The organism is Bifidobacterium miconis (assembly GCF_019331735.1).
Classification (GTDB): Bacteria; Actinomycetota; Actinomycetes; order Actinomycetales; family Bifidobacteriaceae; genus Bifidobacterium; species Bifidobacterium miconis.
In genome coordinates, this window is the sequence record NZ_JAHBBH010000007.1 from 63558 (window position 1) to 87926 (window position 24369).

The window sequence follows — 24369 nt, forward strand, 5'->3', positions numbered from 1 at the left end:
CTCAATACAAAGGAGTAACCATGACCACGAACGAATCCACCAGCGAGCCCACGCTCGACGAGCTCGTCGGCACCGCGACGAACACCGCCCTACTGCCCGAGCCGGACGCCCACGCCTACGACGCGATCGCCACCGGCGAGGCCGACCCGCTCATCCTCGGCGGGCACAAGTTCACGAGCCGCTTCATTCTCGGCTCGGGCCGCTACGATCTCAACCTCATCAAAGCCACGATCGAGAACGCGGGCACGCAGATCGTCACGATGGCGCTGCGCCGCTGCCGCACCACCGAAAACAACCTGCTCGACTACATTCCCAAGGGCATCACGATGCTGCCGAACACGTCGGGCGCGCGCAACGCGGAGGAGGCGGTGCGCATCGCGCGGCTCGCTCGCGAGGTGTGCGAGACCGATTTCGTAAAGGTCGAGATCGAGCACGAGACGAAGTACCTGCTGCCCGACAACGCGGAGACGATCCGCGCGACCGAAATGCTCGCGAAGGAGGGGTTCGTGGTGATGCCGTACATGTTCCCGGATCCGATCGCGGCGCGGCAGTTGGAGGACGCGGGCGCAGCGTGCGTGATGCCGCTCGGCTCGCTGATCGGTTCGAACAAGGGCCTGCGCATGCGCGACTTCATCGAGGTGATCATCGCGAACGCGCACGTGCCGGTCATCATCGACGCGGGCATCGGCCGGCCGAGCCAGGCCGCCGAAGCGATGGAGATGGGCGCGGACGCGGTGATGGCGTACACGGCGATCGCCTCCGCGGGCAACATCCCGGTGATGGCGCGCGCATTCAAGCACGCGATCGAGGCCGGCCGCGAGGCGTACCTCGCCGGCCTCGGCACCGTGACCGAGGGTCATGCCGTCCCGTCCAGCCCCACCAATGCCGCCGACTACCTCTCCCCTAGCGCCCCGACCGCCTGATCGGCCACGCGTCCCATCGGGAGAACCCGTGTAGGCATGTAGGCACTCGCGTGAAGCCGCCCGCACCGGCCAACCGGCCGTATGTATGCCAACATGACGTGGGGGCTGCGGGCTTGCTGCCGTTTCGAAGGAGTGAAACGGCAGCAAGCCCGCAGCCCCCACGTCATCGGCGCATACTTACGGTCTCATGCGGGTCCGCGCAAACCCACGCCGAGCTCACACCAGCCCGTGCATGCAAGCCCGGGTCTGATGCTGGGACATCCAGCAGACGGCACAGCTCCACCAGCCGTGCGCGCAGGCCCGAGTCAGCCTTGTGCCAACAAAAAGCCGCTACCTGCCCAGCGCCTCCTTGAGGTCGCGCGACTCGAACCGCTCGTGCAGCAGGCAGTAGCCGCCGAACACCGCGAGCCACACCAGACCGGCGATCGCGGAGCCGCGCGTGTCGTCGGCCAGGAAGAGCGTGCAGTACACGAACACGAAGAACGCGATCGCCAGCGTGTTGGTAAAACGCCACGCCGGCATCACGAATCCGTCCGGGATGAAGTCGGCGGAACGACGGTAGCGGCGGTGCGCGATCATCGTCAGCGTGTAGATGAAGATGATCACGGCGGACGACGCGGACGCGAACAGCACGAACGCGCCGGAGACGCCCGGCAGCGCGTTGATGACCGGCGAGAGCAGGATCAGCGCCGCGGACGCGAGGATCGCGCGCGCCGGCACCTGACGCTTGGAGACGACGCCGAGCTTCTGGAACGTCGGCGATTCGGATTCGACGGCCAGCTGGTACAGGTGGCGTCCGGCCGAGTACAGCAGCGAGTTCAGCGCCGACGATGCCGCGGTGATGACCACGAAGAACACGAGTGCGGCCGCCCACTTGAGTCCCGCGTACTGGAACACCATGATGAACGGCGAGGCGAACGAGCCGTCCGCGTTCGGCTTGAACGTGGTCCACGGCACGATGCACATGATCGCCAGCAGCGCGCCCACGTAGAAGATGAGCACGCGCACGATGATCTCGTTGACGGCCTTCGGCAGCACCTTGCGCGGGTTCTGCGTCTCAGAGACGGTGACGCCCACGAATTCGATCATCTCGTAGGCGTAGAACACCATCTGGAAGCTCATGAGGAACGCGAGCCAGCCGTTCGGCGCGATCGAGAAGTTGTTCGTGATGTTGTCGAGTCCCGCATGGCCGCCGGGCGAGACGCCGTCCTGCCCGGTGATCTGCACGGCGTCGTAGTGGTAGCCGATCACGACCATGACGACCGCGGTCGCGATCATCGCGCAGATCAGCGTGATTTTGATCATCGAGAACCAGAATTCCGCCTCGCCGAACGCCTTGACGGCGATCAGGTTGATCGTGACGAGAGCGGCGAGGAAGCACAGTTCGATCAGCCATTTCCAGTGGGCCAGATCGATGCCGAACGTGTCGAAGAACGTGATGAAGTACGTGGAGACGGCCGTGATTTCGCTCATGCCGATGAGCACGAGCACGATCCAGTACGACCAGCCCGCGAACTTGCCCCAGCCGTTGCCGAGATAGCGGCGGATGAAGTTGATGAACGTGTGCTGGCTGGGGTCGCGGTACATGAGTTCGCCGATGGCGCGCATCAGCAGGAACATGATGACGCCGACGGCGATGTACACGAAGATGATGCTCGGTCCGGTCAGTGCGATCGACTTGCCGGAGCCGAGGAACAGACCCGTGCCGATGGTGCCGCCGATGGCGATGAACTGGACGTGACGGTTGTTCAGGCCGCGGGCCATCTGGTTGTGTTCGTCGAGGCTTTCGACGGAGGACAGGGTGCCGCCCTGCGGATCGTGTTGGCTGTTGCTCATGTACCACCTGCTCTTTCGAGAAATACAGGTTCACACTGTATCATCGCGCACGTTACCAAAACCGTCCCGGTTCAATGCTTCCGCGTAACGATATCGTGCGCATTTCGCCCAAAAGTTCAATTCGTTGAACTTTTCCCTTCCCTCATGCCAGTCGGACTTCATGCGATGGGTTCTGACTACCCCTCAGTCACTGCGTGACAGCTCCCCTGACAAGGGGAGCCGAGAAAAAAGGAATGCAGCAGTTTAAGCCCGACAAAGCGCTGGGCGCTACTCCACCGATTTGAGGGAGACGGCGGGGTCGATGCGGTCGAGGACCGGATTGGTGAAGACCTGCACGAGCAGCGCGAAGACGAGCGTGACCGCCGCGGCGATCGCATAGCTTTGCCAGCGCACGGTCACCTCGAAGTAGATGCCGGGCATGGCCAGCGCCGCCGTAAGCAGCCCGCCGACCCACCGGCCGACCGGCAGGCCGACGATCACGCCGAGCACGGTTAGGATCATCATTTCGCGGTTCACGTACCGGTGCACTTCGCGGTCGAAGAAGCCGAGCACCTTGAGCGTGGCCATTTCGCGCACGCGCTCCGACACGTTCGTGTTGGCGAGCGTGAACAGCACCACGAGCGCCAACCCTCCGGCCAACGCCACGATGAGCGCCACCACCGCGCCCATCAGGTCGAAGCTGAAACTGCGCCGCAGGTCGGCCGTGCTCGCCACACTGAGCACGTTCGCATCCTTGCCGAGCCGTTCCGCGTAGGCGATCTGCTCGTCGTCGGAGCCGCTGTATCGCGCGAAAATCGTGTTCATCTGCACGCCGTCGACCACGGTTTCCGGCGTATCGGCATTGGTCGCGTCTTTCGCGGAATCGCCGTCACTGTTTGCCGAATCTGCGGCTGAATCCGCAGCCGAATCCGCAGCCGAGCCCTGAGCCGAACCCATAGCCGTACCGGCCGCCGCAGCCTCGCCCGCACCCGCGCCGCCATCCGCAGTCCCGCCGAAGAACCGCCGGTAGTCGCCGGCCGTCACGTACACGTCCGAGCCGATCACCGACCGGCTGACCGCAACGACACGCACCTGCCTGCGTTGCGCCGAGCCGTTTTTAAGCGTGATCCGATCGCCGGCGCGCACGCCGAGCGCGTTCGCCGCGCTTTGCGCAACGATCACGCCGTTCGGCCGGCCGTATTCGAACGAGGACAGGCGTATCGGCGAGCCGTCCGAGGCCGAGCGCAGGTCGACGATCCGGTCGAGCGCGGATTCGTCCGGCACGGTGACGATCTGCACGGTTTCCGTTTCGTTCATGCCGGTCGTGATTTCGCCGTTTTCGACTCGCGCCAGCGCGAACGAAGCGTCCGAAGCCGTCCCACCGGACGAATCGGACGTGCCGGACGAACCGGACGTGCCGGACGAATCGGAATCACCAGTCACATCGCCGGAGCCGGACGCCCCGGACGTCCCGGACGCATCATCGGCATCCGCAATCGCGCCATCGTCGCGCAGCCGCTCGAGCAGCGACGCGACGTGGTCGTGATCCGCCACGACCATCAGATCGTACCGGTACACGTCGCGATACTGCGTGACCGGCAGCGCGTCGACCGTGTCACTGATCGCCAGCCCGCACACGATGAGCGCGGTGCAGCCGGCCACACCGCCGACCGTCATGATCAGCCGCGACTTGAACCGCACGAGGTTGCGCACGGTGACCTTGTTAAGGAATTTCATGCGCCGCCACAGCGGCCCGATATGTTCGAGCAGCACGCGCGAGCCGGCCCTCGGAGCCTTCGGCCGCATGAGTTCGGCCGGCGTGCGCCGCAGTTCGCCGGCCACCGCGATCACCGTGGCCGCGACCACGCCGACCACGAACAGCGCGATGCCGACCGAGCCGGTCAGCCAGTCGTATTCGAAGCGCACGTCGGGCACGGTGTACAGTCCCTGCAGCACGACGAGCAGGAACGCCGGAATGCCGATGAATCCGGCGATCAGACCGAGTCCGCCGCCGATCAGGCAGGCGAGCGCGGCGAACAGCACATAGCGCGCGCCGATCGCGGCCGGCCCGTAGCCGAGCCCAACGTACGTGCCGATCAGGCCGCGCTCCTCTTCAACCATGCGCGTCATGGTCGTCAGGCTCATGAGCACGGCGACGAGCAGGAACACGACGGGGAACGCGCGGCCGATCGATTCGATCGAACTCAGGTCGGATTTGATCGCGCTGAATCCGCCGATCGCGGAGCGCGTCTGCACGTACCAGCGCGCTTCGGCGATGTCGTCGACGCGCTGCTGTTGCCGGTCGAACTCATCGCTGACCTGCTGCTTGTTCTGGTCGAGCTTCTTCTGCGCGGCGGTGAGCTGCTTCTCGCCGTCGGCAAGCTTGGCTTCCGCGGTTTTCAGCTGCTTGCGGCCGGCTTCGAGCTTCTTGCGACCGTCCTTGAGCTCGGTTTCCCGCTTGTCGAGTTCCTTGGACTGTTCGTCGAGTTTGGCCGCGGTCTCGTCGAGTTGCTTGCCTTGCTGGTTGAGTTTGACGTTGCTGTCGGCGGCCTTGAGTTCCTGCGAGACGAGCTGCGTGTGCTGCTGGTCGAGTTGGGCCTGGGCTGGCGCGATGGTGTTGTGCAGCGTGGCGGTGAGTTGGTCGCGTTGCTGAGCGAGCTGTTCGCGCTGTGCGGCGAGGCCGGAGCGCCGGGCGTCCAGTTGGCCGGCAAGCGCGCTGATTGAGGCCTGGTCAGGCTGCGATTGCGGCGCGCTGATGCCGAGCGCGGCGAGCTGTTTGCGCACGTTCGTCCACTGGTCGTTGGCACGGGATTCGCCGCGGGATTGCGCGTTGGCTGCGTTGACGTTGGAGTTGTTGGCGTTGACCGTGCTGCCGGCTGCCGTATCGGACGCACCGGACGCACCGGAGCGGGCGGACCGACCGGACGCGGCGTCTCCGGCCGGCGGCAGTGCGGCGAGCGCGTTCTTGGCCTTGCCGATCGCGTCCAGCGTGCCGTCGATCGCGGCGATGCCCTGTTTCGCCTGCGCGATGCCGTCGTCGATCGGCTTGCGTTTGTCGGCGAGCGCGTTTTGCGCGGCGGTCAGCTGGGATCGCGCCGACTTGAGCTGCGCGTTGCCGGCGTCGAGCTGCGCGCGGGCCGTCTTGAGCTGCTCGCGACCGTCGTCGAGCTGCTGTTTGGCCTTGGCGATCTGCTCGCGCGCGTCCTTGATCTGCCGCTCGCCGTCCTTGATCTTGGCCTCGTTCTCGTCGAGCTTGCCGCGATTGGTTTCCAGCTCGTTGCGGCCTTTGAGCAGGTCAGCGGAGCTCTTGTCGAGTTTCGCCTGCGCGTCGTCGAACTGCTTGTCGGCCTTGGTTTTGGCGGCGTCGAGCTTGGCCTGGGCCGCGTCGACGAGCTGTTGGCGGCGGGCTTGCTGACGACTGGTCTGCACCTTGTGCTCGATGCGTTCGGCGACGGCGCGGACCGTGTCGTCATAGCGGCCGCCGAACGAGCTTTCGTCGACTGCGCCCGTGACGGTGATGCTGATAGCGGTGTAGACGTCGCCGGTCACGCCGGCGGACGGCGCGAAGAACGTGTAGTCGGAGGCGATGGTCTGGCGGAACGCCTTGCTGCCGATGCCGTCGGGATTGCTCACGTCCTTGGGATCGAGGACTTCGCCGACGATGGTGAGTTTGGTCGGGAAGCGCGGGGATTGCTCGTCGGTCGCGTCGGCGGTGTTATCGGCATTGTCGGTCGGCGTGACGGTGAGCGTGTCGCCGATCTTCAGCCCACTATCCATCAGGAACTTCTTCGTGACCGCGACTTCGCCGGCAGCGGCCGGCATGCGGCCTTCCTGCAGATACGGTTGGTCAAGTTCGGCCGTGCCGATTTCGGCGAGCGTCACGGTTTTGGCCGTGCCGTCCACCTCGGTTTCGACGCTCTGGCTGCGCTCGGGCTGCACGGTCGCCACGCCTTCGATCGACTTGAGCGCGGCCACGTCGTCGTCGGTCAGGCCGAGCGTGGACAGCACCTGGATGTCGTGCAGTCCCTGAGCGTCGTAGAATCGGTCGGCGGCGAGGAACATGTCGCGGCAGCCGGCGTAGATGCCGGTGAGCACGGCCACGCCGAGCAGCGAAATCACGGCAATCGACACGAACCGCCTCCATCCGCGCAGCCAGCAGCGCAGCGTATCCTTCGCGAACGCGGCGGACATACCGCGGCCGGACGCGGCACGGTCCGCAGCGTCCTCGTACGCGTCGCCCGCCGACGCATCGTACGCACCCCGGTCGGTCACCACGTCGTCCGACACGGACGCCAGTTCATCCTCGTACGCCGCAGCGGCCGCGGCATCCGCATCATCGGCGTCGTCCGCAGCCGAACGGCCAACGTTCACGGCGTACCGCGGAGCGTCATCATCATCCGTCATAGACGCTGGCGCCTCCTTGTACGCGACGTTCGTCATCGCGTCCGTGCCGCCGGCATCATCCGCAACGTTCGTATCCGCCGCACCGGCTTCGCCGTCAATCGCGCCGCCGGCCTTGCCGCTCATCTTGCCGTACCGCTGTTTGCGTCCCATCGTAACCACCCGCCGTTTCACCACTCGATGTCGGCGATCGGCGTGGGCGCGGGGTTCGTCTCCTCGCTCGTCACCTTGCCGGAACGGAAGCGGATCACCTTGTGCGCCATGGGCGCGAGCGCGGAGTTGTGCGTGATGATCATGACCGTCATGCCCTCCTCGTGGCAGATGGTCTGCAGCAGCTGCAGCACCTCCTTGCCGGTTTCGTAGTCGAGCGCGCCGGTCGGCTCGTCGCACAGCAGCAGTTTCGGCTTCTTCGCGATCGCGCGCGCGATGGAGACGCGCTGCTGCTCGCCGCCGCTCAGTTGCGCGGGGAAGTTGTTGAGCCGGTGCTCTAGGCCGACTTTGCGCAGCGTGTCGGCCGGGTCGAAATGGTCGGGGCAGATCTGGCTGGCGAGCTCCACGTTTTCAAGCGCGGTCAGGTTCGGCACGAGATTGTAGAACTGGAAGACGAAGCCGATGTCGGTGCGGCGGTAGGCGATCAGGTCGCGCTTGCGCAGGCCGGTGATGTCGCGCCCGCCGACGACCACACGGCCGGACGTGGCCGTGTCCATGCCGCCGAGAATGTTGAGCGCCGTGGTTTTGCCCGCGCCGGATTGGCCGAGGATGACGGTCAGTTCGCCCGCGTCCGCGGTGAAACTGGCACCGTCGAGCGCACGGATCACCGTTTCGCCGGCCGGGTACTCCTTGGTCACCTCGTCGAACTCGATATACGTCATCGCGCACCCCCATCGTGCCGTTTACAGCCGGTCAGGCGATGCAACGGCGGACCGGTCATACTCCCTACATTCTCCCACATCGTCGGCCCGATGCAGCGTATCGACGCAGTCGGCGCCGGACGCAACCGAGGCGACCAACACAACCGAGTCGCGACCGAGCGACGAACTTACGCGTCGACCGTACGTGCGGCGAGATATGACAACGTCCGCATTACCTATCGGCCTTACAATACCTTCGTTTACAGGTACGCATGCAGCATCGCGCCGAACGCAACACCGCACGTCGCGTCGACCGCCGGCTACAGGCGACAACCGAGAGATTGGAGAGCATATGGTCGACAAGACCACCGCGCCGGCGCGCAAGTCGCGCGAAACCGACGACGTGCCGGTGCCGGCGACGCTGCGCAAATCACTGAAAAACCGCCATATTCAGCTCATCGCACTGGGCGGCGCGATCGGCACGGGCCTGTTCTACGGTTCGAGCGAGTCGATTTCGCTGGCCGGCCCGTCGATTCTGCTGGCGTATCTGGTCGGCGGCCTCGCGATCTTCATGATCGTGCGCGCGCTGAGCGAAATGTCGGTCGAGGATCCGAAGGCCGGCGCGTTCAGCTACTACGCGACCCGCTACTGGTCAAAGCGCGCCGGATTCGTGAGCGGCTGGAACTACTGGTTCAACTACATCCTCGTGTCGATGGTCGAGCTGTCAGTCGTCGGCAGCTTCGTCAACTACTGGTTCCCGAACATCCCGCAGTGGGTGTCCGCGGCCGTGTTCCTCGTGGTCATCGCCGCCGCGAACCTGCTCGGCGTGAGCAAGTTCGGCGAGTTCGAGTTCTGGTTCGCGATCATCAAGATCGTGGCCGTCGTCGCGATGATCCTCGGCGGCCTCGCCGTGCTCGTCGCGGGGCTTCCGACCGACTCGGGCATCAAGGCCAGCTTCGCGAACTGGTTCGCGATCGACGGCGGCTTCTTCCCGCACGGCCTCATGCAGCGCACGGCCGACGGCCAGTGGACCGGTCTGCTCATGGCCCTGTGCGTCGTCATGTTCAGCTTCGGCGGCACCGAGCTGATCGGCATCACCGCGGGCGAAACGGAGAACCCGCGCACGACGATCCCGCGCGCGACGAACGGCATCATCTGGCGTATTCTCGTGTTCTACATCGGCGCGCTCGGCGTGATCATGGCCGTGGTGCCGTGGAACACGATCGACGGCAAGTCCAGCCCGTTCGTGCAGATCTTCGACTCGGTGGGCGTGCACGCGGCCGCCGGCATCCTCAACTTCGTGTGCCTGACCGCCGTGATGAGCGTCTACAACTCCGGCCTGTACGCGAACTCGCGCATGCTGTACTCACTCGCCAAGCAAGGCAACGCACCCGCGTACCTCGGCAAGCTGAACTCGCGCGGCGTGCCGGTGGCCGGCGTGATCACGTCCGCGATCATCACGGCGCTGGCCGTGGTCGTCGTGTTCCTGTGGCCGGCGTTCGCGTTCAACTATCTCATGTCGATCGCGACGATCGCCGGCGTGATCAACTGGTCGATGATCATGATCACGGAAGTGCATTTCCGCAAGGTCGTCGCGGCGGGCGACGGCCCAGCGGAACTCGCCGGACTGCACGGCGACGAGGCGCTGGACAAGATCCAGTTCAAGCTGCCGCTCGCGAACGCGATGCCGTACATCGTGCTCGCGTTCCTCGCGCTGGTGGTGGTGCTCATGTGCTTCTCGCCGAGCTACCGCATCGCGGTGGTGGCCGGCGTGATCTGGTTGGCCGTGCTGCTGGTCGCCTACCAGCTCACGCAGGCGCGCAAGTAGAAGTTCTCACCACCGCTCATGTGCCGCCGCAGACTCCCCGTAGGCGTCAAGGCAGGCAGTGCGGCGGCCGTGGCGGCCATATGACAGGCATTCTCAAAGGCCGTGACCTGGTCCACCGATAACCTATCGGCAGCCAGGCCACGGCCTTTTGCCGTCCAAAAACGGGAATGAAATCATGCTCAGCGCTATGAAAAACGTGAATCATATGCGCTGATTCAGATGCAAAAACGGGAATGATACGTCGAATTTTGGTATATTTTTCGTTGAAATACTATGCTTTTCAATACCTGAGAAGGAACCATCGTGATTGAACGAAAAGCCTATGCGCAGATGATGGCGTGGAAGAGTTTGAAAACCCGTCAGGGCCTGCTGGTCACCGGCGCCCGGCAGGTCGGGAAGACCACGCTCATCAGGCACTTCGGAGCAGCCAACTATCGTCATGTCGCCGAAATCAACTTCATCGAAATGCCGCAAGCCGTGACAACCGTGGCCAAGGCCACCGACGTCAACGATTTGCTGTTGCGACTGTCCGTGCTCTCCGGCACGCAGATCACGCCCGGCGAGACGCTGCTGTTTCTCGACGAAATCCAAGCATGCGAGGACATGCTTACATGGCTGAAGTTCCTTGCCGAAATGAAGGGTCTGGACGTCATCGTTTCCGGGTCACTATTGGGCATCGACGTATTCAACGTGCGTTCGATTCCCGTGGGATTTCTGCAGACCATGCGCATGTATCCGCTGGATTTCGCGGAGTTCTGCGCAGCATGCTCATTACCCGCGTCAGCCATGGACACCGTTTCCGAATGCCTGCAGGGGAATCGTCCCATTCCCGATTTCCTGCATGACAAGTTCACCGACCTGTGGTACAAGTACCTGCTTATCGGCGGCATGCCCGACGCCGTGCAGTCGTTTGTCGATTCTTCGGACATCAACAAGGTGCGAAACACACAGCAGGCCATTTTCGACACCTATGAATACGACATCACCAAGTACGTCGGAGCGCCGGTTGAACGGCGGCACATCAAAACCGTCTACGAGATGATCCCCAGCCAGCTCAACGCCGAAAACAAACGGTTCAAGTTCTCCAAACTTGGCGAAAACGTGCGGTTCGCGCACATGCAAACCGCATTCGACTGGCTCGCGAACGCCGGCATCGCACTGCCGACGCCGCGCGTGCAGGATCCGGAATACCCGTTGGACGCGCACGACGATCTCAGTTCGTTCAAGCTGTATCTCAACGATGTCGGACTGCTCACGTCGCGTCTGATGCGCAGCGTCGATCTGGATATCATCAACCATCGCTCGACCATGAACTACGGGTCGATTTTCGAGAACGCCGCGGCGCAGGAACTGTCCGCGCAGGGATTCGGATTGCATTATTACAACCGCAGCAGAATCGGTGAAGTGGATTTCGTCATCCAGCATGGGCTGGATTCCATTTCGCTGGCCGAAATCAAATCCGGCAAGGACTACACGCGTCACCGCGCCATGAACAATCTGCTCGCCACCGGCAACTACAGCTTCGCGCATGCCTACGTCTTCCACGACGGCAACGTCGAGACAGGAACCGCCGATTCAGCATCGTCCCGGATCATCGAATATCGCCCGATCTACACCATCGGATGGCTGGACCCGAACCAGCAGTAGCAGCAAGTAGGCGCGCAAGTAGTTTGTACGAGGGTCCGGTCAGTCGACCGGACCCTCGTACGAACATGACTGAGCGATTCACGCGGCGGACACGGCGGCGGTGCTGCCGCGTTCGATGAGACGGTACGGATCCTCCGGCTCGGAGTCGACCTGCTCGCCGTCGATCATGCGCAACAGCATGGAACCCGCCTTGGCGCCGATCGAGCGCACGTCGCGGTGCAGCGCGGTCAGCGTCGGCGTGGCCGACGTGCAGGACGGCGAATCGTCCCACGCCACGATCGACAGATCGCCCGGCACGGATACGCCGCGCGAGATGGCGGCGCGGGCGGCCGCGACGGCGGTGGAGTCCGTGTCGCATACGATGGCGGTCGGCGAATCGCCGAATTCCAGCAGTGTCAGGCACAGTTGCGCGCCGGCTTCGGCCAGATACTTGCCGTGCAGCGTGGTGCAGCGCATGCCGAGTTTGGCGCATTCGTCGGCCGTGGCCTGATCGCGCACGATGGTGTGCACGTATTCCTCCGGTCCGGCGATGCGGGCGATGTTGCGATGGCCGAGTCCGTGCAGGTAGCGCACCACCATGCGGGCTCCCTCGTCGTCGGAGCTGTACAGGGTGGGCAGTCCCTTGGTCACGGCCCATTGCGACAGGAACACGGCCTTGGCTTCGGGGTGGGCGCGGAACAGCGCCAGTCGCGGATCGCCGAGTTCGACGCCCATGATCAGGTGCGCGTCGACCGCTCCGGACGCGATCCACTCTTCGTAGATGTGGCATGCCGCCTGCGCGCCGCCGGCGGTCATGCGCAGCGTGATCGAATAGTCGCGCGGGTCCAGCACCTGGCACAGGCCGGCGAGGCAGTCCATGGTGAACATGCCCGCGCCGAAGTTGTCGGCGTCGTCCACGAGCTGCACCACACCGATCGTGCGCATGCTCGCGTCGGACAGGGATTTGGCGGCGTTGTTGGGCTTCCAACCCATCGCACGCGCCACGTCGAGCACTTTGGCGCGCGTGGCGTCCGAGACGCCAGGCTTGCCGTTCAGCGCGTAGGAGACGGCGCTTTTCGAAACGCCGGCCGCTTTGGCCACATCCGTAATAGTGATGGTCGTCTTCGGCATGGTCATCGCGTCAGTTCTCCTTGAGTCATACACTGAACTGAACCTGTTCAGCAACTATTGGTAGCCTAGCCGGACGGCGGTATGACGGCGGCGGAGCGGCACATGCAGTGGTACGCCCCGCCGCACGTTTGGGATTGCGCACGATTTCAGCGCTTGAGATCGTTCGCGCAGCGCAGCACGTTGGCTGCGGCGAATGCGGCGGGATCGATCGCCGCGGAGGCAGCCGGATCGCACGTGATGCGCAGCGTCGTCGTCTCGCCCGGCAGCAGGCTGATCATGCCGGCGTCCGCGTGCGCGGACGGGTCGACCTTGTCGGCCATGCAGAACAGGTCACGCACGTACCCACGCGCCGTGACGGTCAAATCGAAACCGCCGACGGCCGGGTCCGCAGCCGGCGCGACGGACGCCGTGAACGGCGTGCGGTCGAGCCGCTGGTCGATGACTTCGGCCGGATCGTAGATGACGCGGGCGAACGCCAGGCCTTCCGCCTTGTTCGTTGCGGCGGCGGACGGGGTCGCGACGAGCAGTTCGTTTGCCGGATCGCCGAACGCGGCGACGTCGGCGGCGATTGTCAGCGACAGCGCGCCGGGCTTGCCGGACGCGCCGACCGTCACGCCGTCGAACGTCTGCGACGCAAGCGTCTCGCCGGCGAGCGTCATGCGACGCACGGTCCACGAACCGGACCACGGCGAGCGCGTGTCGTTGACCAGCACCAGTTCGAGATGATCGGACGCGGTCGGCTGGCCCTCCCAGCTGTGGTCGGCGCGGAACGGCTCGGACGTGCGTGGCTGGATCGTCGCGAAGCGCGGCGCGAAGAACTCGCGCGAGGCGTACCACAGGGGCTTGCGCTGGCCGTAGTAGTCGACCGCGGCCCACGAAACGACCGGCCAGTCGTCGTTGAGCTGCCAGATCAGCGCGCCCGCGTTGACCGGCTCGAGCGAGCGCATGTGCGCGACGCCGAAGCGCATCGCCTGCGCCTGCTGCAGCTGGCACGCCCAGTGCCAGTCCTCGATGTCGGTCCAGCGGTCGGTCGGGATGAGCCAGCTGTGCTCGCCGTCGGCGGGCGTGCCGTTGACCACGCCGCCGTAGCTCACGTCGTCGATGTCGCCGGGCGTGAGGTGGCCGCGCATGCCGCGCGCAAGCTTGACGTTGCCGCCGGACGCCTTCTGGTGCACGAGCATCTGCGCACCGAACGGGTCGAGCTCGGTGTCGTGCACGACGCGCGTGAGCGTGCTGAACGCGGGCGGCGCCTGATACCCGAATTCGTCGGCGAAGCGCGGCGTGTAGTCGGCGTAGTGGCGGTAGTCGACGCGGTTCCACACGTCCCAGATGTGCATGGTTCCGTCGCCGGACTTGTTCGCGTCGGTGAACGGCGTGAAGCTCATCGGGGAGCTCGGCAGGTAGACATGCGTCGGGTCGAGCTCGGCGAGCAGCTGCGGGAACAGTTCACTGTAGTACCAGTCACCCCATGCCTTTTCGCCATAGCCATACTGGTTTGCTGGCTTGTCGTCGTCGGCGAGCGCCTGCTTGACGCCCCACCATTCGCTGTAGGCCACGTAGTTCTCGTTAGAACCGTTCCATACGATCAAGCTCGGGTGCGGAGAAAGACGGGTGATGTGCTCGCGCGCCTCGGCTTCGATTTCGGCGCGCGTGGACGCGTCCTCGGGGTAGGAGGCGCAGGCGAGCATGAAATCCTGCCAGACCATGATGCCGAGTTCGTCGGCCAGATCGTAGAAGTCGTCGGTTTCATAGATGCTGCCGCCCCAGGCGCGCACCATGTTCGAGTTCGATTCGACGAGGTCCTTGAAGCGCTTCGCATAGAACGCGCGGTCCGCACGGCTTAGGAACGCGTCGATCGGCACCCAGTTGTAGCCGCGCGCGTGCACGGGCACGTCGTTGACGTAGATCTGGAACGGGCGGCCGGTTGCGTCGGCGCGGGTGTCGACGCGGGTGGTGCGGAAACCAACGCGGCCGGACCACGTCGCGTCGGCGGTCTCAACGTTCGCAGCGTCTGCAACGTTCGCGGCCGGAGCGTCGACCGTCGTCTTGCTGTCGCCCACAGCCGCCCCGGCGGTGACGGTCACGTCGTACAGCGGCTGATCGCCGTAGCCGATCGGCCACCACAGCTGTGCGTTCGGCACGATCGAGGTGATCGTCGCCGTGTTGCGACCGTATTCGACCTCGCCGGCGACGGTGGTCGGCTCGTCCAGCCCCGGCCCGCTTACGGTCACGCTGACGGGCACGGGCGTCTGGCTGACGTGCGCGTCGCCGACGCCCATCACGCGGCCGTTGCCTTCACGTTCGATCTCGACGGTGGTTTTGAGCACACCGGTCACGGAACCATCGTCCGCAGAACCGCCGCCCGGCAGCACGTCGACGAGCGGACGCACGGCTGCGAAACGCACGCCCGACCACGAGTCGATGCCGATTGCTTGCCAGATGCCGGCGTTCGCCACGTCAATACCCCAGTCCCAGCCGAACTGGTAGCTGGGCTTGCGCAGCTGGTTGAACGCGTGATGCTCGGTGTGCGGATAGTAGCCGAGCTCCTGTTCGCGGCGGTCGGATTCGCGCACGGAGGAGGCGAACGTGACGATGAGCGTGTTCTCACCGTCGCGCAGCTGGCCGCGCACATCCCAGCGATAGGAGCGGTGGTAGTTCTGCGCGAAGCCGACGAGCTGGCCGTTGAGCGTGACGGTCGCGACCGTGTCGAGCCCGTACGCGACCAGATCGTGCCGCGTGCGACCGTTGGCGTGCCAGTCGAACGTCGTCTCGTACTGCCAGTCGACGTCGCCGATCCACTGCTGTTTGGTTTCGTTGTCGCCGTCGAACGGTTCGTCGATGAGTCCCGCGGCGACGAGGTCGAGCGTGACTTCGCCGGGAACGGTGGCCGAGATGCCGGCGGCGATCACGTCGCGCAGTTCGGCCGGTGCGACCTGCGGGTTGAGTGCGCGGACGGTCCAGCCTTCGCTGATCGGCGCGAACGTGTGCGGTGTGTGGGACATGATTGCTGTGCTTTCTGTATGACTGTGCGGTGGATTGCGCGGTGAGCGCGCGGCGAGCGCGGCGACTCCGCGGTGGTTGGTGCGGGACTATGCGGCGGCCCTCTGCGCCATGAGCTCCTTGAGCCTGCGCTCCGGGTCGGGGGCGGCGCCGATGAGCGTCTTGGTGTATTCGCTCTTCGGGTGGAGTATCACGTCGTCGGCCGGTCCGCGCTCGACGATCTCGCCGGTGCGCATCACCATGATCTCGTCGGAGAAGTGGCGGGCGGTGGCCATGTCGTGCGTGATGTAGAGCACGCCGAGGTTTTCCTCGCGCTGCAGGCGGGCCAGCAGGTTGAGCACGCCGAGTCGGATGGACACGTCGAGCGCGGACACCGGCTCGTCGGCGATGAGGATGCTCGGCTCGGGAGCGAGCGCACGCGCGATCGCGACGCGCTGGCGCTGGCCGCCGGACAGCTCGCCGGGCAGGCGCTTGGCGAAGTCCTCGCCCGGGGTCAGGCGCACGCGGTCGAGCAGCTCGATCACGCGCTTATGCACCTCCTCCGTTGTCATGCCCGGGTGGTGCAGCTTCATCGGGCGGGCGATGTGATGCTCGACCGTGTGGAACGGGTTGAGCGAGGCATACGGGTCCTGGAACACCATCTGCACGGTTTTGCGGAAGATGTGATCCGCCTTGCGCCCGTGGTGGTCCACCGGCTTGCCGTCGATCAGGATCTGACCTTCGGTCGGCACCTCCAGACCGAGGATCATCTTCGCGATCGTCGACTTGCCGGAACCGGATTGGCCGACCAACGCGACGGTTTTGCCCGACTCGAGCGTGAAGCTCGCGTGGCTGACGGCCGTGAACTTCGTAGTCTTCAGCCCCGCGCGCAGGTCGAACTGCTTGGTGACGTCCCTCAATTCAAGCGTGGTCATGATTCACTCCTTGGTGGCGAACGGCGACGTGCCTTCGGCCAGATCTTCAGAACCGGTGCGGATGAAGTCGCCGCGGTCGCCGGTCAGCGACGGGAAGCTGGACAGCAGTTTGGCCGTGTATTCCTGCTGAGGGTTGGTGTACAGGCTCATCGCGTCGTTCATTTCGATGATTTCGCCCTTACGCATCACGGCGATACGATCGGAGATTTCGAGCAGCAGCGGCAGATCGTGCGTGATGAAGATCACCGCGAAGCCGAATTCGTCCTTCAGCCTGGTGATCTCGCGCAGGATCTCGCGCTGCACGACCACGTCGAGCGCGGTGGTCGGCTCATCCATGATCATCACCTGCGGGTCGAGCGCCATCGCCATCGCGATCATGACACGCTGGCGCATGCCGCCGGACAGCTCGTGCGGGTAGGCGTTGAGACGGTTGCGGTCCACGCCGACGCGCTCGAGCAGCTCGCCGCATTTGTCGAGACGCTCCTTGCGGCTCATGTCCGGGCGATGCGTGGTGAACACGTCGCCGAGCTGGTCCTTGACCTTCTTGACCGGGTTGAGCGAGTTCATCGCGCCCTGGAAGACCATCGAGATCTTCTCCCAGCGGAACATGCGCAGGTCGTCGCCTTCGAGCGCGCGCACATCGATCGGGTAGCCTTCGCGCGAGTTGAAGACCACGCGGCCGGACGTGATGACCGCCGGCGGCTTGAGCAAGCGGTTAATGCCGTATGCGAGCGTGGATTTGCCGCAGCCGGATTCGCCGGCCAGGCCGAGGACCTCGCCGCGGCCGAGCTTCAAGTTGACGTGCTTGACGGCCTGCACGGTTTTCTCGGCGCGGTATTCGACGCAGAAGTCGTCGACTTCGAGCACCGGGTCGGTTTCGTAGACGGGCGGCAGCACGTTGGTCGGAATGTTCACCGACGCGGCGGAGCTGGCGGCGTTGCTATTCGTTGCGGTGGTCATGCGACTGCCTCCTTGGCTGCGACGGGTGCTGGAACGGGCGACGGGGTGTATTCGGCGTCGGACTTGGCCTTGCCGACCTTCTCCTCGAGCTTCCATTTCTTGATCTGGCTGCGGGTGGCGGCCTTGAGCTTCGGGTTGACGATCTCGTCGACCGAGAAGTTGATCAGCGCGAGCGCCGCGCCGAACAGGGCGATGCACAACCCCGGCGGGATGAACCACCACCACGCGCCGAGAATCAGCGCCATGCCGTTCTGCGCGTAGTAGAGCATCGTGCCCCACGTGTACGAGTCGGTCGCGCCGAGGCCGAGATAGGACAGGCCGGCTTCGCCGAGGATGGCGGCGATGATCGCGCTCATGGCCTGCGAGGCGAGCAGCGGGATGAGGTTCGGGAAGATTTCGACGAACAGGATGCGCCACGGCTTTTCGCCGGCGACGCGTGCGGCGAGCACGTAGTCGCGGGAGCGCACCGACATCGTGAATCCGCGCAGGACTCGCGACGGACCGGCCCACGAGGTCAGGGCGAGCACGCCGGCGACGAGCACGCTCGACTTGTTCGGCATGTAGCTGGCGATGACGATCATGAGCGGCAGGCCCGGGATGACGAGCATCACGTTGGAGAGCAGAGAGAACGCCTCGTCGGTCGCGCCGCCCACGTAAGCGCCGAGGATGCCGAAGAAGCTGGAGAGCGCGACGGCGAGCACGCCGACGGTCAGGCCGATGAACAGCGATCCGCGGCACGCGTAGGCAAGCTGCGCGAACACGTCCTGGCCGGTCTGCGTGGTGCCGAGCCAGTGCTGCGCGCTCGGCGCGGTCATGCCGACGTCGCTGACCTTGTTCGGATCCTCGACGAAGAACGGCACGAAGATCGCGAACGCGGCGATGACGACGACGATCGTCAGGCCGACGGCCAGTTTCGGCGTCATCGGCGGGAGCATGGAGTCGGCGCGCGACTTGCGCTGCTTCTTGCGCGGCGCGTGTGCGGTACGGGTTGCGGTAGTCATTTCGATCAGTCCTTTCTCGAACCCGACTCAGCCCTGGGCGCGGGTGCGCGGGTCGATGAAGCCGTAGATCAGGTCCATGAACAGGTTGGCGCCGAGCACGGAGACCGTGATGATCATGAAGATGCCCTGCATGAGCGCGTAGTCGTTGTTCTGCACGGCGGTCAGCAGCGCGAAGCCGATGCCGGGGTAGGAGAACACGGATTCGGCGACAATCGAGCCGGCCACGACGAAGCCGAGCGAGATCGCGAAACCGGAGATGGACGGCAGGATCGCGTTGCGGGCGGCGTACGAGGTCATGATCCGGCCGCGAGACAGGCCCTTCGCCTCGGCGGTCAGGATGTAGTCCTCGGACAACGTGGCGACCATCATGTTGCGCATGCCGAGCATCCAGCCGCCGACGGACGAAAGCACGATCGTGATCGCCGGCAGCGTGCCGTACTTGACGACCGAGCCGATGAACGCCCAGTTCCAGCCGGGCGTGACGCTCCACACGTCGTAGCCACCGAACAGCGGGAAGATCGGGTTCTTCAGTCCGAAGAAGTACAGCAGGATCAGCGCGAGCCAGAAGTACGGGATCGACTGCAGCAGCGTGGTCACGGGGATCAGGTTGTCGATCCACGAGCCGCGCTTCCAGCCGGCGAGCGTGCCGAGCAGCGTGCCGAGGATGAACGCGAGGATCGTGGAGATGCCGACGAGGCCGACGGTCCACGGCAGGGTGCTGCCGATCACGGACGTCACCGAGTTCGGGAAGTACGTGACGGATACGCCGAGGTCGCCGCGGAAGATGTTGCCGAAGTAGTTGAGATACTGCCTCCACAGCGGCACGGACGAGTCGGAGCCGAGCATGAGTTCGATCGCGTGGCGGGTGGCCGGGGTGACCTGGCCTTTCTGCGCGAGCTTGGAGATGAGCTGGTCGACGGGGTTGCCGGGCATGATGCGCGGCAGGAAGAAGTTGAGCGTGAGGGCCGCCCACAGGGCGATGGCGTAGAAGCCCAGTTTTCTCAGGACGTATTTCATGGATGTTCCTTTGCTGTGTCGCTGAACCGGTTCACTGCTTCGGTTCGAGATGCTGCAGGATGATGCCCATGTCCCACGCCTTCCATGCGGCGGGCAGCGCGTACATGTCGTCTTCGATGGGCCAGCCGGTCACCTTGTCGGTGTTGAACTCGGTGAGCATCGAGTTGATGTAGACCGGGATGTACGGCACGTCGTTGGCGATCTCCTGCTGGACGATCGCGTACTGCGCCTTGCGCTCGTTCTCGTCCTCGGTGGCCGCCGCGGCCTCGATCGCATCGTCGACCTTCTGGTTCGAGTAGCGCGCGTAGTTCTGGCCGCCGGACGTCTCGCCGACCTTGACCATCTGTTCGGAGTGGTAGCGCGGGTTGTACGTGTAGTACGGGTCGGAGGTGACGCCCAGGCCGAGCGAGTCGAGCGAGAGCTGGTAGTTGCCCTTCTGCTCGTTGTCGTTCCACTGGTTCCACGCCATCTGCGTGGAGACGATCTCGATGCCGAGCGGCTTGAGCTGCTGTTTCAGCGTGTCGTTGATCAGGATGTAATCGGACCAGCCGGCGACAGTCTGGATCGTCATGCTCAGCTTTTCGCCGTTCTTGTAGCGGTAGCCGTCCTTGCCCATCTTCCAGCCGGCGGCTTCGAGGATCTGCTTGGCCTTCTCGGCATTGGCGGTCTTGGGCGTGTATTTGAGGTCGCTGTCGGCGATCCACTTCTCGTCGCGGTCGGGCATGAGCATGGTCGGCGATCCGATCGCCCCGGAGCCTGCGCCGGCGAGCTTGTTGAGCTGGGTGCGGTTCATGCCGTAGTAGATGGCCTGGCGCACAGCGGTGTCGGTCTGCGGTCCCTTGCAGCCGGCGGCCGCGTTGGAGCAGGTCATGACGACGGTGGTCAGTCGCGGCGTGTTCACCGCGGCGATGCGCGGGTAGTTCTCGAGCAGCATCTTGTAGCTGGGGATGTACGCGCTCATCCAGTCGACCTGGCCGGCCATGAGCGTGCTGGTCGCGGCGGAGGCGTCGTTGAGGGCGATATAGCGCACGCCGTCGATCTTCGGGGCGCCGCCCCAGTAGTCCTTGAACGCCTCGAAGCTGTAGGACTGCGGGGTGAAGCGGTTAAGCTTAAACGAGCCGGTGCCGATCGGATCCGCATTGGTGTAGTTCATCGGGTCCTTGACGTTCTTCCAGATGTGCTCGGGTACGATGGCCTGGCCGCCAAGGATGCCGCCCTCCTGCATGTAGGCACCCTTGAATTTCGCCGGATTCTTGCCCTTGTCGAAGATGATCCTGACGTGGTTGTCGTCGATGACCTCGGCGGTGGCGGCGGTTCCGTTGGTGTTGAGCGCCGGGGTGTTGTGGATCAGATTGAAGGTGAAGGCGACGTCGCGGGCGGAGAACGGCTCGCCGTCCTGCCACTTGACGCCCTCGCGGGTGGTGACGGTCATTTCGGAGCCATCCTTGTTCCACTTGAATCCGGTGGCAAGCATCGGCTTCGGGGCCTCGTCGGAGGCGAGGTTGTACCAGTAGAGCGTCTCGTAGATCACGCCCAGCGTCGGGCCGAGCGCGGTGGGCGAGAACGGGTTGAAGTTCTCGTTGAATGTGCCGGTGGTGCCGTTGAAGATGCTCACCACCGTCCCGTCGGCGGCCGTGCTTGACGAATTGCCGCCGCATGCTGCGACGGACATCAGGGAGGCGACTGCGGCCACCGCGGCAATTGCTCGACGCAGGGTCTTCCTCACTTTCGACGTCATCGTCAATCCTTTCGGTTGCTTGTTCTTTCCTTCCATGGCCGGCGCCCGCGCCGGTCTCCCTCAACTCGATTATCCTGCACCGTGTGGCTGTGTCTGCGCATCGCTGACGGCGGCGCAGGCTTGCGGTCCGACTTCCGGATCATCGCCCGCCGATAACTTAACCGGTTGAGTTGATCATCACTATAGCTCAACCGGTTAAGTTCTGCCACTGCGGCGTGTCATGCCACTGCGCCTGTGCTCGATGCCCCGGTACCCAAACCTCGGCAACTCACTGCCGGAATTCGACGGCCCACTGCTTTTTGATTCTTTTGATATTTTTGATATTTTTGATTTAGCTATATATCAAGGATGAGGAGGGGTTTATGCGCGCACTGGAGAACCCGTTCAAGCCGACTGCCGGCGGAGAGCCGCCTCTGCTGATCGGCCGAGCCAAGGTCATTCGCAACTTTGAAAAAGGGCTGGACAACGGCGTTGGCGCCCCCGGACGCATCATGCTGGTCACCGGCGCGCGCGGCACCGGCAAAACCGTCATACTCACCGTATTCGGGGACAAGGCAAGGGCACGGCATTGGGATGTCATCGAAGAAACCGCGTCCGAGGGACTGTGCGAACGGCTGGTCGGTGAATTGAGGAACGCTGACGGTCTTCTTGATCGATTGTCCATCAAACCGTCACTGAGCTTTGCCGGAGCAAGCATCAGTCTCGGCGAAGCGGAACTGTCTCCCAAACGTATGCCGGACACCTTGCGCAAGGCAATGGCCGAACGCCTTATTGCGTTGGACAAGAAACATGCCGGCCTGCTCATCACCATCGACGAAACGCAGGCTGCCGACCGTGCGGATCTCATCGCCCTTGCCACGGCGGTGCAGCATCAGATCAGGGCACGGCGGAACATCGCCATTGTCTTCGCCGGACTGCCGCAGATGCTGTCCGACCTGTTCAACGACGAGGTCATCACGTTCCTGCGCCGAGCCAAAACCAACGTCTTGGCCGACATTCCGATCGGCGACGTGCGTTCGGCCTTCGCCACGACCTTTCGGGAATCCGGCATGACCATCTCCGATAGCCAGCTCGACCAAGCGGCCGAAGCGACCGCCGGCTATCCTTACATGATCCAGCTGGTCGGCTACGCCATCTGGGATGCCGCGGATATGCGCATGTCCAGCACGGTCACCGATCAGGACGTGCGAGATGGCATCGCCGAGGCCCGCACCGATCTCGACAATGCTGTGTGCATTCCCGAACTCAATGGCCTGTCACGCAACGATCGCGCTTATTTGGAGGCGATGGCCGCTTACGACGGGCCTGTCGCCACTGCCGCCGTGGCCGAGCGTATGGGCAAAAGCGACAACTATGCAGCCAACTACCGCAAGCGGCTGCTCGACGCCTACGTCATCCGTGAAACGGAACGCGGCGAAGTCGACTTCGCCGTGCCGTTCCTGCGCGAATACCTCAGGGCTCATTCTGCGGCATAGCGCACGAGCCCGTTGCGACGAAACGTTCCTGACCGTGGTGGTTTTCGGCTGCACAAAGGGCTTTGTGCAGCCGAAAACCACCATGAGGTGTCGCAAAAACCGACCGAAGGAGCCCCGGTCAAGGGTCACGGAAGCATACCGGAAAACCGGGTTTCAGAGCGCCGGCAGCTCGCGGGAGGCGATGAGCTGCCGGTACCACTTGAAGCTGTCCTTCGGGATGCGTTCCTGCGTCGCGTAGTCCACGTAGATGATGCCGAAGCGCTTGGAGTAGCCGAACGCCCACTCGAAGTTGTCGAGCATGGACCACACGAAGTAGCCGCGCAGATCCACGCCGGCCTCCATCGCGCGGCGGGCCGCGTCGAAGTGCCTGGTGAGGTAGGCGATGCGCTTGTCGTCGTGCACGGCCTTGACGGTGTCGCCGGTCGCGGGGTCGGTTTCGGTGACGAGCTCGTCGGCGCACGCGATGCCGTTTTCGGTGATGAACATCGGCATTTCCGGGTAGTCGTTGTGCACGCGCACGAGCAGGTCGTACAGGCCGTTCGGGTCGATGTTCCAGCCCATTTCGGTGTGCTCGCCCGGCGTCGGCAGCCAGTCGATGTCGCTGCAGCCGGGGAACGTGGTCGCCTCGATGGACTGCGGGAACTGCGGACGGTCGCTCATGGCGACTAAACCGGTTGAGTAGTAGTTGATGCCGAGCAGGTCGAGTGGCTGGTGGATCTGCTCGAGATCGCCGTCCTTGACGAACGACCAGTCGCAGATGCCGCGCGTGACGGCGAACAGTTCGTCCGGATAGTAGCCGCGCAGCATCGGGTCGAGGAAGACTCGGTTGCCGATCAGATCGGTGCGATGCACGGCGTCCGCGTCGCCGCGGTTGAACTGCAGGTTGAGCGTGACGGCGACCTTGGCCGCGTCGCCGAGTTCGTCACGCAGCGCCTGCGTCATCAGGCCGTGGGCGAGATTGAGATGATGCACCGCCTCGAACGCGACCGGGCCGCCGCCCATGCCCGGCGCATGCTCGCTCGCGCCGTAGCTCAGGTACGAGGAGCACCACGGCTCGTTGAGGGTGATCCACGTGTCGACGCGATCGCCGAGGCGTTCGGCCACGCGGCGCGTGTAGTCGGCCACGCGATAGGCGGTGTCGCGGTTCAGCCAGCCGCCCTTGTCGCCGAGATACTGCGGCAGATCCCAGTGGTACAGCGTGGCGCACGGCTTGATGCCGTTGGCGAGCAGTTCGTCGACAACGCGCTCGTAAAAATCAAGGCCCTTCTCGTTGGTCGGGCCGCCCTCCGTGGACACGATGCGAGGCATGGCGATGGAGAAGCGGTAGGCGTCGACACCGAGCTCCTTGAGCAGCGCGATGTCTTCCTTGTAGCGGTGGTACGAGTCGGTGGCCACGTCGCCGGTGTCGCCGTTGAACGTGCGGCCAGGGGTGTGGGAGAAGGTGTCCCAGATGGACGGGCAGCGTCCGTCTTCGGTTGCTGCACCTTCGATCTGATAGGAGGCTGTGGCGGTGCCGAACATGAAGGCGTCGGGGACGATGGGGAGAGTCATCGATGATTCCTTTCTCTGCATTGGTACGCATCGGTCGATTCCGTTAGCGACCGATTGGTAGTTGATAACGTCCACGACGAGTGTATCATGTTTTTATGAACCGGTTAAGGTGTTGTGCGACGGCGCGTCGCGGCATCG

Annotated in this window: 15 protein-coding genes; 4 read left to right on the forward strand and 11 right to left on the reverse strand. The window is 64.3% G+C overall.

Going from position 1 to position 24369, the window contains the following annotated elements:
* Positions 1 to 20 precede the first annotated feature (20 nt).
* On the forward strand, positions 21 to 923 hold the full coding sequence (locus KIH79_RS03895) for a thiazole synthase (RefSeq protein ID WP_219058209.1): 903 nt from the start codon (positions 21 to 23) through the stop codon (positions 921 to 923).
* 330 nt (positions 924 to 1253) lie between these two features.
* Here KIH79_RS03895 and KIH79_RS03900 read toward each other — a convergent pair whose 3' ends face one another.
* The 3 genes from KIH79_RS03900 to KIH79_RS03910 form a co-directional block, all read right to left on the reverse strand.
* Complete coding sequence (locus tag KIH79_RS03900) at positions 1254 to 2759, reverse strand: amino acid permease (RefSeq protein WP_219058210.1); 1506 nt, start codon at positions 2757 to 2759, stop codon at positions 1254 to 1256.
* A gap of 267 nt (positions 2760 to 3026) precedes the next feature.
* Positions 3027 to 6929 carry an FtsX-like permease family protein gene (locus KIH79_RS12795; protein WP_236023595.1) on the reverse strand — a complete coding sequence of 1301 codons (3903 nt, stop codon included), beginning with the start codon at positions 6927 to 6929 and terminating at the stop codon, positions 3027 to 3029.
* A 380-nt stretch (positions 6930 to 7309) separates the two neighbouring features.
* Complete coding sequence (locus tag KIH79_RS03910) at positions 7310 to 8011, reverse strand: ABC transporter ATP-binding protein (protein ID WP_219058211.1); 702 nt, start codon at positions 8009 to 8011, stop codon at positions 7310 to 7312.
* A gap of 331 nt (positions 8012 to 8342) precedes the next feature.
* Between KIH79_RS03910 and KIH79_RS03915 the strand changes: the two genes are divergently transcribed.
* Positions 8343 to 9818, forward strand: coding sequence for an amino acid permease (locus KIH79_RS03915; protein ID WP_219058212.1), 1476 nt, complete (start codon positions 8343 to 8345; stop codon positions 9816 to 9818).
* A gap of 303 nt (positions 9819 to 10121) precedes the next feature.
* Entirely contained in the window at positions 10122 to 11465 is a 1344-nt protein-coding gene (locus KIH79_RS03920) for an ATP-binding protein (RefSeq protein WP_219058213.1), read from the forward strand.
* A 78-nt stretch (positions 11466 to 11543) separates the two neighbouring features.
* Here the strand turns inward: KIH79_RS03920 and KIH79_RS03925 are convergent, their stop codons facing one another.
* The 7 genes from KIH79_RS03925 to KIH79_RS03955 all read right to left on the reverse strand — a co-directional run bounded on the left by KIH79_RS03925 (position 11544) and on the right by KIH79_RS03955 (position 21205).
* Positions 11544 to 12581, reverse strand: a complete 1038-nt coding sequence (locus tag KIH79_RS03925) for a LacI family DNA-binding transcriptional regulator (protein WP_236023590.1) — start codon at positions 12579 to 12581, stop codon at positions 11544 to 11546.
* A 140-nt stretch (positions 12582 to 12721) separates the two neighbouring features.
* On the reverse strand, positions 12722 to 15577 hold the full coding sequence (locus KIH79_RS03930) for a glycoside hydrolase family 2 protein (protein WP_219058214.1): 2856 nt from the start codon (positions 15575 to 15577) through the stop codon (positions 12722 to 12724).
* A gap of 87 nt (positions 15578 to 15664) precedes the next feature.
* A complete protein-coding gene (locus KIH79_RS03935; protein ID WP_219058215.1) occupies positions 15665 to 16489 on the reverse strand; it encodes an ABC transporter ATP-binding protein in 825 nt (274 codons plus the stop codon).
* A 3-nt stretch (positions 16490 to 16492) separates the two neighbouring features.
* Positions 16493 to 17449, reverse strand: a complete 957-nt coding sequence (locus tag KIH79_RS03940; protein WP_219058216.1) for an ABC transporter ATP-binding protein — start codon at positions 17447 to 17449, stop codon at positions 16493 to 16495.
* Positions 17446 to 18450 (reverse strand): ABC transporter permease, encoded by a 1005-nt coding sequence (locus KIH79_RS03945; protein ID WP_236023591.1) that lies wholly within the window; start codon positions 18448 to 18450, stop codon positions 17446 to 17448. Before KIH79_RS03945 ends, KIH79_RS03940 begins: the two co-directional genes overlap by 4 nt.
* Before the next feature lie 27 nt (positions 18451 to 18477).
* The gene (locus tag KIH79_RS03950) at positions 18478 to 19467 is read right to left on the reverse strand and encodes an ABC transporter permease (RefSeq protein ID WP_219058217.1); all 990 of its coding nucleotides are present in this window, start codon (positions 19465 to 19467) and stop codon (positions 18478 to 18480) included.
* A gap of 31 nt (positions 19468 to 19498) precedes the next feature.
* A complete protein-coding gene (locus KIH79_RS03955) occupies positions 19499 to 21205 on the reverse strand; it encodes an ABC transporter substrate-binding protein (protein WP_219058218.1) in 1707 nt (568 codons plus the stop codon).
* Between the two features lie 362 nt (positions 21206 to 21567).
* On the opposite strand from KIH79_RS03955, the gene KIH79_RS03960 reads away from it, so the two are divergent.
* Complete coding sequence (locus tag KIH79_RS03960; RefSeq protein WP_219058219.1) at positions 21568 to 22680, forward strand: ATP-binding protein; 1113 nt, start codon at positions 21568 to 21570, stop codon at positions 22678 to 22680.
* A gap of 153 nt (positions 22681 to 22833) precedes the next feature.
* On the opposite strand, the gene KIH79_RS03965 is transcribed toward KIH79_RS03960, so the two are convergent.
* Positions 22834 to 24231, reverse strand: coding sequence for a GH1 family beta-glucosidase (locus KIH79_RS03965; RefSeq protein ID WP_219058220.1), 1398 nt, complete (start codon positions 24229 to 24231; stop codon positions 22834 to 22836).
* Positions 24232 to 24369 lie beyond the last annotated feature (138 nt).

Excerpts from the sequence above, each read along its gene's own strand:
- KIH79_RS03895 (WP_219058209.1), top strand. The coding sequence starts at position 21 with ATGACCACGAACGAATCCACCAGCGAGCCCACGCTCGACGAGCTCGTC.
- KIH79_RS03900 (WP_219058210.1), bottom strand. The coding sequence starts at position 2,759 with ATGAGCAACAGCCAACACGATCCGCAGGGCGGCACCCTGTCCTCCGTC.
- KIH79_RS12795 (WP_236023595.1), bottom strand. The coding sequence starts at position 6,929 with ATGTCCGCCGCGTTCGCGAAGGATACGCTGCGCTGCTGGCTGCGCGGA.
- KIH79_RS03910 (WP_219058211.1), bottom strand. The coding sequence starts at position 8,011 with ATGACGTATATCGAGTTCGACGAGGTGACCAAGGAGTACCCGGCCGGC.
- KIH79_RS03915 (WP_219058212.1), top strand. The coding sequence starts at position 8,343 with ATGGTCGACAAGACCACCGCGCCGGCGCGCAAGTCGCGCGAAACCGAC.
- KIH79_RS03925 (WP_236023590.1), bottom strand. The coding sequence starts at position 12,581 with ATGACCATGCCGAAGACGACCATCACTATTACGGATGTGGCCAAAGCG.
- KIH79_RS03930 (WP_219058214.1), bottom strand. The coding sequence starts at position 15,577 with ATGTCCCACACACCGCACACGTTCGCGCCGATCAGCGAAGGCTGGACC.
- KIH79_RS03935 (WP_219058215.1), bottom strand. The coding sequence starts at position 16,489 with ATGACCACGCTTGAATTGAGGGACGTCACCAAGCAGTTCGACCTGCGC.
- KIH79_RS03940 (WP_219058216.1), bottom strand. The coding sequence starts at position 17,449 with ATGACCACCGCAACGAATAGCAACGCCGCCAGCTCCGCCGCGTCGGTG.
- KIH79_RS03945 (WP_236023591.1), bottom strand. The coding sequence starts at position 18,450 with ATGACTACCGCAACCCGTACCGCACACGCGCCGCGCAAGAAGCAGCGC.
- KIH79_RS03950 (WP_219058217.1), bottom strand. The coding sequence starts at position 19,467 with ATGAAATACGTCCTGAGAAAACTGGGCTTCTACGCCATCGCCCTGTGG.
- KIH79_RS03955 (WP_219058218.1), bottom strand. The coding sequence starts at position 21,205 with ATGACGTCGAAAGTGAGGAAGACCCTGCGTCGAGCAATTGCCGCGGTG.
- KIH79_RS03960 (WP_219058219.1), top strand. The coding sequence starts at position 21,568 with ATGCGCGCACTGGAGAACCCGTTCAAGCCGACTGCCGGCGGAGAGCCG.
- KIH79_RS03965 (WP_219058220.1), bottom strand. The coding sequence starts at position 24,231 with ATGACTCTCCCCATCGTCCCCGACGCCTTCATGTTCGGCACCGCCACA.